The sequence below is a fragment of the Paenarthrobacter sp. AR 02 genome, assembly GCF_021538675.1.
Lineage (GTDB): Bacteria > Actinomycetota > Actinomycetes > Actinomycetales > Micrococcaceae > Arthrobacter.
This window is the reverse complement of the sequence record NZ_JAJUKH010000010.1, coordinates 84,705-96,311: the sequence shown is the minus strand read 5'-3', so window position 1 is coordinate 96,311 and position 11,607 is coordinate 84,705. Positions and strand designations below refer to the sequence as shown.

Genomic DNA, 11,607 nt, shown 5'->3' with positions numbered 1-11,607 from the left:
GGACATCAGCCATATATCGGGCAATGTGTGGCGCTACGGGACACGGTGGACGTTCCGGAAGTGGCGGCGGATGATCCAGGAGGGTGACCTCGACCGAATCTGATTCCACGAGAGCATGGGAACATGGCCCGCACGAATGGCGAGTGGTCCGCGTTAGAAAGGGCTGACTGTGACAGGTTTGGAAGCTGCGGAATGCGTTGTTTCCCATCCAGGTGGTGAAGCTTAGTCCGGGGCCGGCGCGTCGGGTTCGTGAGGTCGAGGAGACGCTGGGACTGCTGTTGCGCTGCAGCCCTGTCCACATATTTCCCAGGGTCAGCCGTCGCCCTTCGAGCAGGTGAAATGGTTCAGCCTTCGCATTCGGTGCAATACTTGTTTCCGTCCCTTTCCTTGGCGAGCTGGCTGCGGTGGTGGACAAGGAAACAGGACATAAACGTGAATTCGTCAGACTGGATCGGAATGACCTGGACCAGCAGTTCTTCGTTGGAAAGGTCAGCGCCGGGCAGTTAGAAAGCCTCGGCGAGATCGGTCTCATCGATGTCGATGACGGCCCCTTTCGGGGCGACACTGGCCACCCGTTACCGCCAACGACCATGCATCCTTCGTCCCGGCCCCGCCAATGGACTGGATCGCTGACCCGGTTGGGGATCGGCTTACGGACGAGGTTCCCCTAGGGGGCGACGTCAAGCTTGGTGTTGCTGTGTTTGGAATGGAACCGTTAGGTCCGGGGCATGAATTGGACTTGGATGTGCTTGAGCTCAGTGCGGGGAAGCACAGCGGTCACCACGCCGCCGCCTGCCAGTTGGGCTCCGATACCGTAGACGAACGGGTCCGTATCGACCTCTGCACCGGGCATATCGACTCCGTTGATGACGGTCCTGGCCTGGCTGTTGACCATCCGGCCGGTAACTGTGGGGGCGTGCTGGTCCCACGGGTTGCTGCCCGGCCAGAGCTCTTGCCGATATTGGTTCATGAGGATGTGGTTGACATGGTCAACCAACAGGCTTCGAACCGAAGAACGCTCGGATGGATCACGGTGCCAGGTGGTTCGCACGGCCTCCTCAAGTTGCGGGTAACGCAGGCGCTCCACGTACTCGATCAGCCAAGGGGGCCGCGGCCATGGCGGAACTTCCTCGATCGATCTGCGTGTCTTCTCGTTGAGGTCCGCGAGGTTTACCGGGTCTGAGTGGTCATCCGGGTTTCGCCAGAGCGTATAGGTGATGCTCGCCGTCATCTCGTTGTACCCACGATCATCTTGGCCATAGGTCACACCAACGCTGTCGGTGTCCTCCAACGATGGTTGAGGCGCGAGCCCCATCACCGGAATGGGCATCAGCTTCAGGCGCTCGGCCCGTCCGGCCCGCGGGTCAGGAGCGTCTGAGGGGAGAATTCCGGCCACTCGCATACCTCGACGATGAACCACACGAGGGCGCCTGTAAATGGGAATTGGGTTTGGTACAACACCAAGCACGAACACTCCGGCATCGCCCTGTTCTCCTCAGCGCAAGTCCACGACGGCACATGGAAAAGCATTCGGAAGGAACGCGACCAAACCCTGCAACGCTACTACGACCCGTACCCGCACAGATTCCGAGACCGACCCACCACACCAGCACCGCAAACCTACGTAGGAATCAACCTTCCCGAACCAAACAAACAACCAGCCCACTGACTCCACACAGCTTGAAGGCCTGCGATATGCCCCCATCTCGCATCAGAGGCCGATGGTGCTTTCGCCAGCTTTCTCTCCACGTCCCAACGGCCCAAGATCGTACACCTGTTGCTGTGGGCCGGAGCAGCGGGCTGCCGTCACTGGTGGTAAGGCGAAGAAGGGAACATCTGAGCGGTAAACTGTGGGAAGGGCGTCACCTCCGACGCCAAGAACGTCCGCAGCGTCCGCGACATCCACCGCGGTCAAAACCGATTTTTGTGCGGCGGCGCCGACACGTTTGACACATCGACGACCAGCGAAAAACAAGACCGCCTAATTGCACACCCTCACTTCTCGATTTCGCTTGCACAAGTAGTCCTAAGAACACCGACGGGATGAGGCGGGTTCTGGGGAAGCCATTGTCCGTGACAGCAGCACCGCTAACTTGCTTTCGTTGGCTGCTCAATCCGTTTCCGGCAAGTTGCAGAATCTGCAGGGGTGCTCTTCGCAACCAGAACCGGCAGGTTCAAGGGCAAGACGCGGGTGCTGTCCTGGGGTGAGGGTGCGTAAGCGGGGATCTAAAGTGTGCCCGTCCGGAACGGCGGCTGTCATCATGGGGTAACCTTTCTGTTCCTCGAGGCCACGCGTTGGTGGACGAGGGTGTTGAGGGACAAAGGGAGCTCGACTGCTGATACGGAAGGCTCCTATGTAAGAGCAGGGATAACCGGAGCAGGAACCGGGGCGAGTCGCGTCAGCCGATTTTGCTGCTCACAGGTGCACTCAACAACAAGCCCTGTTCTTCGACATTAGACGTTCGGGAAGCGGCAGTCATGATAGGGAAAGCCAAAAACAAGAAACCCTTTTGTCTGATTCCTTGGATCGCAAGTAGAACCTGCTCTTTGGAAGACGCCCTTCGCAGGGTGTATGAGCGGTGCCCTTGACAATGTCCGTCACTACGACAGCCTGGAACGAGGAACTCGTGAATGACGGAAGTCTTCAGTCGGATCTGTCCGAGAAGGAGGGCCAGGCTTGAAACGCAAGCCAGAAGGCAGACAGATCCGCTGACGACGCGATATCCCGCCCGGTGATCTCTTTGATCCGGGTGAGTCTATAGGACAAGGTCTGCCGGTGGATGCCAAGAGCGGCTGCCGTTTCATTCCAGCGACGGTCATTGGCAAGGAAAGCAAACAGCGTTTCACGCAGAACAGTTATTTTAGGATCCGTACCCGCGAGTCTACCTAATACCTGTTGGACTATGGCCGAGGCTTCCTTTCTAGAGCGGGTTAGTAGCGATACCGGGACCCCGGTGAAGTCCGTCCATAGACCGTTCGTCCCACCAGATGAAAAGATCTTTGCGGCTTCATCCGCAGCAGCTTTAGCATCCCGCAAGTCGAGGTAGGTTGACGATACCCCGGCCCGGACGTCGAGGCCGTGGAGCAAGTTCCGGACGTCATTTCGACTCTGCTCAGGCATCAGGATAAAAAACGAGCTGCTTCCGGGCCCGGCCAGAACTGGCAGTGACTTGATGGACGCGGCCCGGGCTACCTTTTCGCTATCTTCCAATGCCACTGCAACGAATTGATAGCCTGACGAAGTACCGCTCGGACCCAGAATGCTCCCCAACCCATCAGGGCTACGCCCTTCAAAAATGGACGCAAGCATTTGAGTCGACCGTTCGGAACGGCGGCGAAGTGACCGTAGAAGTTGGCTCAACGCGACATCTATCACCTGCAGGACATGGATTAGCAGGAAGCTGCTCACCTCTTCGCCGGGATATTCGGAAATCATGAGCCTGGAGTCGCTGTCCCCCGGGAGCGCATAGGTACGTTCCCGGACGGACGTGGGCATAAATTCTAGCGGTGCCCCTTCTACAATCGTTAGGCCGGTTTGCACATCGAAGACGCTGAGACCCGCCCTTAGAAGAGCCTGTAAGTCGTTCATCATCCGTAACGGGTCAGTACGGGCGTACGTGGACAACTGATAGAGCTTGCTCAGCTTGAGTACTTGCATGGTTTGGGTGGTTGCGGTAGCAGCGGCAACTGTTCTCCCAATTGCTGCGAAGGGAGTGGCCTGGTTCGTGAGAAGTACAGGAAAAGAACGTCTGTCTGCTTCTTCGTATAGTTCCCGAGTGAGTGGGGGGAGGCTGTTGTGATCCCCCAAGGCAACACCGGAAAGGCCGGCCTCGTCGAGTTTGACAATGAAGTTCCGTTGTTCCACGGCACTATGCGGAACACACAGGCCCACTGTCATGAGTAACTCGTGCGGACCAAGCCAGCGGTCGGGATCACTCAACTCGCAGCTGTGCGCCCATAGAACCTGCCGGTCAAGGCCGCCGGCGCCAGAAAGTACCTTCATACCCAGGCTTTGAGCGGTAACGAGGTCCCTGACCGTCAGCACTTGCTGTTCCATACGGGCATCTTAGTACTCGTGTATGAGGTAACTCTCTAGTACGCCAACACGAATATTTCGCAAACTTTGGTCTTTTGTCGAGTTTTGGCTCACGGAACGGATGCGTAAGGTGTGTCACACGCAGGCAGCCATGACCCTTAGGGAGCTTTGTAGGCACCGTGCACTGACCTGACACCGGCCACACAAGTATTCCCACAGCATCGGAGCGTGGCCGTCATTTGTGAGACCAGCTCGACTCAACCCCTCCCGCTGGTATCGAACGCTGTTAGAAGGCTAAACAGCTTGAACAGCCGAAAACATTGCTGGCGAACTGGCTCGGTGAGCATACAAGACTGAATTGGTCGCAACCACAATCCGAACCCAAGTCGCCATCTGGTAGGTGCAAGGGCGCATCTTCCCAACCGACTTCTTCGACAGGTTCGAAGAAGCCGCTTAAGCGTCGTGGTCGTGTGACCGCGACTCACCTGAAAGGCGTACACCTTTGCAATCTTCTTCTTCTGATATCACAGGAACATCGGCGGACGGTGGCCAAGCACCACCTCCTCAAGATATAGCCCATGCAGATCTACAGTTGGGACACCTCACCGGCCCGCAGGTGATGGGGCTTTCAATATCTTCTTTTATTCCCGCCGTCGGTCTTTCAGCAGTCCCCGCTTTCCTCGCCGCCTACACAGGGCGTTCGTCGTGGCTGGCTATGGCTGCCTCCGTTGTGGCATTCACCATCATTGGGTTATTCGTTACTGCGTTCGCCCGACGGTTTATAGGAACTGGGTCGCTCTACTCCTATATTCGGCACGTGTTTGGCTCGTGGAGCCCGCTCGTCATCGCGGCGGCGATGGTCCCAGGTTACATCGTTGTAGTCATGGTCCTAGTCGTCTCACTGGGTCTCTATGTCGGAAGTTTCCTCATGTCCGTGGGCGTTTCTAGCGCAGCAGGACCAGAGATACAACTGGTAATTTACGTCTTAGCGGCGCTGGTAGCTATGGGGATCGCCTATCGAGGATTGGACGTATCAGTCCGTTCCAGCGTCATCCTCACGGTCGTTTCTGTGCCCGTTATGTTGGTCATTACCGTGGCAACGGCATTCGGCGGAAATGTTGACCTGGCGAGCCAGCTTAGTCTCAGCGACTTCACCTTCAACAGTTTCCTGCAAGGTCTAGCAATAGGCTCGACGTTCTTCATCGGTTTCGAAAGCAGCGCGGCCCTTGGCGCAGAAACCAGAAACCCTACCCGCGCGATTCCTCGGGCAATCATGGTGATCCCCGTCGTCCTCGGTATGGCCTTCCTTGCTGCCACAGTTATCCAGGTGCCGACTCTTGTCGATTCTGCTGACCAGCTTGCCCTTGGTGTCTCACCGAATGCGGTGCTTGCTGAAGCAGCAGGGGTAGGTTTTCTATCGAACATCAGCGACCTGGTTCTGGCTGCTGCCGTCTTTGCCAGCCTGATTGGATTCTTCAACTACGGGTCGCGAGTCGTTGTCAGCGCGGCTTCTGACGGCCTCCTGCCTTCTGCCTTAACCAAAGTCAGCAAGCGTTACAAGAGTCCGCTGGCAGCCATTGCCTTCCTTGGAGTTCCCTCGCTCGTTGGCCCCCCTGTAATGCTCTGGCTGACATCATCCACCCCCCTGGAAATTTACGGATACATTGCCACCCTGTTGGTCTACTTCTGGGTAATTCCATACTTCCTCATCTGCATCGGCGGTGCGGTGTTGCTAAATCGCCTCAGTCCGCGGAAATCGGTTCTGGTAAACATAGGCGCTGCTCTGGCGTCGGCAACTGTTCTGTGGCTCTATGTAAACGGAATCTTGTACCCAGCGCCGGGGCCCCTGAGCGCATTACCCTATGTAATGATCGGAACAGTCGCGGTGTTCCTCGTCGGCTTTGTGGCATCTGTCCGCAGCAAAAGGAGGACCTCGATTTCCGCCTAGGGCGCATTGCATGATCTCCCTAGGAGTCAAGGCGCAGGTTGCATAAACTGCACCGGCGAGTAGCGCCCGCTCCCAAATAGCGCGCAATTAGGAGGCTCCCGTCCAACCCCGGCCGGGAGCCTCCTGCTACCACAATGAACCTTCTAAAAGAGACCCACGAGGACAGTGAGCTGAAGGGAGCCATGCTTCGTTCCCCGCATCTGTCCGAACAGATGCGGGGAACATCCAACAAGGACCCATTGTGAAATTGGGAACTTCACCGGGGCTGAATCCAACGGGCCGTTGAAGGTGGGTGGTACCCGCTGAGTTTGGGCCCGGGAAGCAGCAGCACGTCGACAGGTACTGATTGAGCAAGCCATGTGACAGCGGTTGAGGGTCTAAGACCAGCACGATGTAGGCGGTCCATGAGCTTGAGGCCAGGCCTCCTTTTTGCCGAGCTGATCACCTGGGTATAGCTGCCAGCGATGCCACCTCCGGTCGCTGGCTTCATGCATTTCTTCCGGCGCTGGCGCGAAGGTGAGGGGCAGTGGCAAAACGACTCGCTCGAAGGTTTTGCGTCCCCAGCCCAGGCCACGCTCCGCTCGGCAGGCTGCAACGCAAGCCGCCCCACCACTGGACGTATCAAAGTCGCAGTTTAGACCTTAGTACCAAAACCATGGTCTTTTCAGACAAACACCGCATGGAAGGGGCCCGTTCTGGCGCGTATGGTCAACACACGATGCAGGTGCAGCTGGCAGGCGTAGGCCTATCTATAGGCACTGCCCGAACCGTCCCTCCTCGCAAGGGCACCCCACGTACGAACCTCCCCCCTAGGAGCCCCATGGAAAACGCCCAATTCCGCCAAGTAATTCTTTCACTCAGCTGCAGAGACAGGATTGGAATCGTTCACGCTGTCTCAGGCTTCTTGGTATCCCATGGCTGCAATATTCTTGCCAGTCAGCAGTTCGACGATGCCGCGGAACGCAGATTCTTCATGCGCGTGCACATCTCCTGCCCAGCAACTGTATCCATTGGCGATCTGAAAAGCGCGTTTCTAGCGGTGGCCTCCACATACGAGATGGAGTGGACCTTGGTCGACGCCTCTGATCGACCCAAGGTTGCACTGCTGGTTTCCAAAGCCGAGCATTGCCTCAACGACCTGCTCTTCCGTTGGCGCTCAGGACAACTCAAAGTGGATTTTCCATTCATCGCCTCGAACCATGCGACTCTTCAGCCAGTTGCAGATGCCCATGGAATCCCCTTCTTTCACATTCCGGTAACGCCGGAAACCAAGCAGGAAGCAGAGGAACATCTGCTGGCTCTCCTTGCAGAACATGAAGTGGAACTGACCGTTCTAGCCCGGTATATGCAGGTCCTTAGCGACAATCTTTGCCGCGAACTTGCTGGCAAGGCCATCAATATCCACCACTCATTCCTTCCAGGGTTTAAGGGCGCCAAACCCTACCACCAAGCATTTGACCGCGGGGTGAAACTCGTTGGGGCGACAGCACACTACGTCACCGCCGAACTGGACGAAGGACCAATCATCGAACAGGAAGTTCTTCGAGTTGGACATGACTACAGTCCAGCTCAACTCGCAGTGGCAGGGCAGGATGCTGAGCGACTTGCACTGTCCCGTGCCGTTCAATGGCACGCGGAACAGCGGATCCTGCTGAACGGCCACCGCACCGTCGTCTTCAACTAAGCACAACTACCCTTGCCCAGAGTCGTACATCGACCTGAGTAGAAATGAGACCCTGATGGACAGGCTTGTCGACCGCGACATAAGCGCCAGCATGTTTACAGCTACTTCCCATGACCCGTTGCCGACCCACGTCCGTACAGTCGTGGTCGGTGGCGGCATTATCGGTGCCAGCATCGCCTACCACCTTTCAGCTGCGGGTGAGAACGACACCCTACTTTTGGAGAGCAACGTCCTGGGCAGCGGCACCTCTTGGCACGCCGCAGGCTTGGTCACTGGAGCGCGCGGGACCACGACTATGACAAAGCTGGCCAAGTACGGCTTGGACTTTTATAGCCGGCTCGAGCAGATGTCCGGGCTGGACGTCTCATTTCAGCGTTGCGGGTCCCTCAGTGTTGCGCGAACCGCCGGTCGCGTTGACGAGCTTCTTTATGCAAAGGACGTGGCCGACCAGCAGGGCGTAAGAACTGAATGGCTAACTGAGGACCGATACAAGGAATTGTGGCCTCTCGCAACCTACTCAGGGGTTGCCGGAGCGCTCCTGCTGCCTGACGATGGTCACATCAACCCGGGTCACGCAACAGTGGCTCTCGCTAAACTCGCCCATAGCCTTGGGACCCAAATACGCGAAAACGTTGCCGTACACAAGGTACTTCGTCAGGGCGATCTCGTCGTCGGCGTACTCACGGATCAAGGAATCGTGCACTGCGATCGGGTGATTTTGGCGTGCGGTTTGTGGACTCGTGATCTCGCGGCCACCGCCGGGGTGAAGGTCCCCTTGTACGCCGCCGAACACATCCACGTCCGATCTGCAGAAATTGACGGGGCTGTCCCTGAGCTGCCCGTATATAGGGATCTAGACAACAGCTACTACATCCGTCACGAGGCCGGGAGGCTCTTGGTTGGCGCATTCGAGCCTGACGGGCTTCCACGCCCCGTTGAGGAGATTCCCTCCAACGGCTTCGCCGAGTTCGGACCGGAGTGGGAACACTTCGCTCCGATCAGAGCGAAGGCCGAAGGGGTAGTGCCTGCACTTGCTTCGGCGGGATTCGACCGATTCCTGAACGCTCCCGAAAGCTTCACCCCAGACGCCAACTTTGCCGTGGGTGAAACCTCCGAACTTTCCAATCTCTTCGTGGCAGCAGGCTTCAATTCTCAGGGGATTATCTTTGCTCCCGGCATAGGTAAGGAGCTGGCGGAGTGGGTCATTTCAGGTACGCCCGGTTTTGACTCATCCGCGGTGGACGTGCAGCGCTTTTCGGGACACCAAAACAACCGAAACTATCTCAAGGCCCGAACTAAGGAGGGCCTTGGTCGACTTTATGCAATGCACTGGCCGAACTTGCAGATGGAAACTGGCCGCAACGTCCGTCGAACGCCCCTTCACGCGCGCCTCGCTGAGCTCGGGGCCTGCTTTGGTGAAGTTAACGGTGGGGAGCGGGCAAACTGGTACGGGGCCCCGGGAACCTCTCCCACCTACGACTACAGCTATGGACGCCCGAACTGGTTCGACCGTGTCGCCGAAGAACATAAAGCGGCGCGTGAGGGAGTGGTCCTTTTCGATCTGAGTCCTTTTGCAAAATTCGAAGTTGCTGGTCCTGATGCTCTTGAGGTGTGTCAGATGGCCGCAACAGCAGACATCGACGTCGAGACCGATAAAGCGGTCTATACCCTCTTCTTAAATGACCGAGCGGGGATCGAACTAGACGGAACCATCACTCGTCTTGGCCTTGACCGGTTCTTGGTCGTTACCCCGTCATTTACCCAGCAAAAGACGGCAGCATACCTCAAACGAATCGCTCGGGGTAAAGCGGCCGCGGTATTTGACTGCACGGCGGCTCTGGCCACAATCGGAGTCATGGGACCGAAAAGCCGAGAACTTCTTAGCAGGATTTCGCCGGAAGACTGGTCCGACGAAGCACAGAGATACACCCACGGACGCATGGTAGAGATTGCAGACGGCTATGCGTACAGTTTGCGCGTGAGCTTCGTAGGCGAATTGGGCTACGAGTTGTACCCAAGTGCCGACATGGCAGTCAACGTCCTGGACGCGCTGTGGGAAGCAGGGCAGGATCTTGGACTCAAATTGGCCGGATACCACGCCTTGGATTCACTGCGCAGCGAGAAGGGATTCAGGCACCTGGGTCACGACATCGGGCCCATTGACGATCCCTATTCGGCAGGCCTTCGTTTCACTATCTCGATGGACAAACCGGGAGGCTTCCTAGGCAAAGACGCCCTCCTCAAGCTCGACCCCACAGCGCCCGATCATCGAACGGTGTATGTAGCACTGGAAGACCCCGATCCGGTGTTCGTACATGACGAGACCGTATACTGTAACGGCCTTCCAGTCGGACGCATGACGAGCGGCAGCTATGGCCACACGCTGGGACGCGCAGTCGGAATTGCCGCTCTTGAACCTGATGCAGATCTCTCCGGTGACTTCGAGGTCCAGTGCAAGGGACGGCTTTACCCCGCGAAGGTCTCCCGGCGGCCGTTCTACGATCCAAAGGGCGAACGGCTCCGCGGTTAGGAGCGACATCCCCCTCGACCCCCCTTGGCCCAGATATCGCATGGTTCGGCCTCTGGACAGATGAAAGCCTCACGGGACCACTACAAAGGAAGGCCTATGGCCAAGAACGTCATGCACGAACCGAACCCGTTGGAGAACGTCGGCAACATCCTGGACGGCAGGGCAACCGCTCGTGCCGTGAAAACCGAACTCGCGGGTCGAATTGCAGCATTGAAGGACCATGGCAAGACGGTTGGCTTGGGAACGATCCTCGTTGGTGATGATCCTGCAAGCCATTCCTATGTAGCGGGGAAGCATAGAGACTGTGCGGAAGTGGGGATTGAATCCATTCGTCGGGACTTACCGTCGACAATCTCTCAGAGGGAATTAGAGAGCGTTCTTGATGAGCTGAATAAAGATGCCAGAACCACAGGCTACATAGTCCAGCTACCACTGCCCCCACATATCGACCAAAATGCTGTCTTGGAAAAAATTTCCCCTCAAAAGGATGCAGACGGACTACATCCGATCAACCTTGGAAAGCTTGCACTCAACGTTAGCGGCGACCTCACCTCTCCTCTACCATGCACTCCAAACGCCATCGTGGAGCTCTTATCCCGACACGGGATCGCTCTCAACGGTTTGGAAGTGCTTGTCATCGGTCGAGGAGTGACAGTGGGCCGGCCCCTGGGGCTACTGCTTACACGGCGCGCTATCAACGCAACCGTCACTTCAGCGCATACCGGTTCGGCTGATCTCCCCAAGCTGCTAAAGCGCGCAGATGTTGTCGTGGCCGCTGCCGGTGTACCGGGGATCGTGCAAGGTAAACACCTGAAGCCGGGGTCAATAGTCTTAGACGTAGGAGTGTCACGGATCCTTGACGCCAGCACCGGCAAAGCCGCCCTTCAAGGAGACGTCGATGCCGACACTATGCAGGTCGCCGCCTGGATCTCACCCAACCCCGGCGGTGTTGGTCCTATGACCCGGGCGATGCTTCTTGTAAACGTCGTTGAGGCGGCCGAACGGGATCTTTCGTATGCGTAGAAACGCCCCGCCAGGACCACCCTTCGTTTGCAGACCAGGTATGGAAGGAGGGCATTAACCATCTGGCCCCTTCTTTTACTGGCGATCGCTGCGGAAGTAGCAGCTACCAGTCTGCTCCCTCAAACAAACGGATTCAGGAAACTCAAGCCGACTGTGGCAGTCGCCTGCCTATACACGGTTGCCTTCGCCCTCTTGGCTCAGATCCTCAAGTTCACCGACATCGGAATTGCTTACGCACTTTGGGCCGGCCTGGGAACTGCGTCTGTAGCAGTTATTGGCGTCCTGTTCAGAAACGAACGCTTCAGCTGGAAACATGCCATCGGACTGGCTCTTGTGGTCACGGGCGTGGTCACCCTCAACCTCCAAGCCGGTCAATGACTCAAACT

7 protein-coding genes and 1 pseudogene are annotated in these 11,607 nt (G+C 57.3%); 5 read left to right on the top strand and 3 right to left on the bottom strand.

The window, feature by feature from the left end; genetic code table 11:
* Window positions 1–344 precede the first annotated feature (344 nt).
* From LRQ04_RS16690 to pmfR, 3 genes and pseudogenes are all read right to left on the bottom strand, one after another.
* Window positions 345–548: pseudogene (locus LRQ04_RS16690) on the bottom strand (DUF4193 domain-containing protein); the annotation flags it as partial.
* A 167-nt stretch (window positions 549–715) separates the two neighbouring features.
* Window positions 716–1,402, bottom strand: coding sequence for a hypothetical protein (locus tag LRQ04_RS16685; RefSeq protein ID WP_235521473.1), 687 nt, complete (start codon window positions 1,400–1,402; stop codon window positions 716–718).
* A 1,242-nt stretch (window positions 1,403–2,644) separates the two neighbouring features.
* The gene (gene pmfR / locus LRQ04_RS16680) at window positions 2,645–4,057 is read right to left on the bottom strand and encodes a transcciptional activator PmfR (RefSeq protein ID WP_016359436.1); all 1,413 of its coding nucleotides are present in this window, start codon (window positions 4,055–4,057) and stop codon (window positions 2,645–2,647) included.
* A 481-nt stretch (window positions 4,058–4,538) separates the two neighbouring features.
* On the opposite strand from pmfR, the gene LRQ04_RS16675 reads away from it, so the two are divergent.
* The 5 genes from LRQ04_RS16675 to LRQ04_RS16655 all read left to right on the top strand — a co-directional run bounded on the left by LRQ04_RS16675 (window position 4,539) and on the right by LRQ04_RS16655 (window position 11,599).
* Window positions 4,539–5,984 carry an APC family permease gene (locus LRQ04_RS16675; protein WP_225740119.1) on the top strand — a complete coding sequence of 482 codons (1,446 nt, stop codon included), beginning with the start codon at window positions 4,539–4,541 and terminating at the stop codon, window positions 5,982–5,984.
* Between the two features lie 820 nt (window positions 5,985–6,804).
* Entirely contained in the window at window positions 6,805–7,668 is an 864-nt protein-coding gene (purU, locus tag LRQ04_RS16670) for a formyltetrahydrofolate deformylase (protein ID WP_016359433.1), read from the top strand.
* Between the two features lie 55 nt (window positions 7,669–7,723).
* On the top strand, window positions 7,724–10,198 hold the full coding sequence (locus tag LRQ04_RS16665) for an FAD-dependent oxidoreductase (RefSeq protein ID WP_016359432.1): 2,475 nt from the start codon (window positions 7,724–7,726) through the stop codon (window positions 10,196–10,198).
* Between the two features lie 96 nt (window positions 10,199–10,294).
* The gene (locus tag LRQ04_RS16660) at window positions 10,295–11,221 is read left to right on the top strand and encodes a bifunctional methylenetetrahydrofolate dehydrogenase/methenyltetrahydrofolate cyclohydrolase (protein ID WP_016359431.1); all 927 of its coding nucleotides are present in this window, start codon (window positions 10,295–10,297) and stop codon (window positions 11,219–11,221) included.
* Window positions 11,222–11,248: 27 nt separating this feature from the next.
* Entirely contained in the window at window positions 11,249–11,599 is a 351-nt protein-coding gene (locus LRQ04_RS16655) for a multidrug efflux SMR transporter (RefSeq protein WP_016359430.1), read from the top strand.
* The last annotated feature ends 8 nt before the right edge of the window (window positions 11,600–11,607 follow it).

What these genes read in the sequence shown, in the direction of transcription:
- LRQ04_RS16685 (WP_235521473.1), bottom strand. Translation starts at nt 1,402, where the DNA reads ATGCGAGTGGCCGGAATTCTCCCCTCAGACGCTCCTGACCCGCGGGCC.
- pmfR (WP_016359436.1), bottom strand. Translation starts at nt 4,057, where the DNA reads ATGGAACAGCAAGTGCTGACGGTCAGGGACCTCGTTACCGCTCAAAGC.
- purU (WP_016359433.1), top strand. Translation starts at nt 6,805, where the DNA reads ATGGAAAACGCCCAATTCCGCCAAGTAATTCTTTCACTCAGCTGCAGA.
- LRQ04_RS16665 (WP_016359432.1), top strand. Translation starts at nt 7,724, where the DNA reads ATGGACAGGCTTGTCGACCGCGACATAAGCGCCAGCATGTTTACAGCT.
- LRQ04_RS16660 (WP_016359431.1), top strand. Translation starts at nt 10,295, where the DNA reads ATGGCCAAGAACGTCATGCACGAACCGAACCCGTTGGAGAACGTCGGC.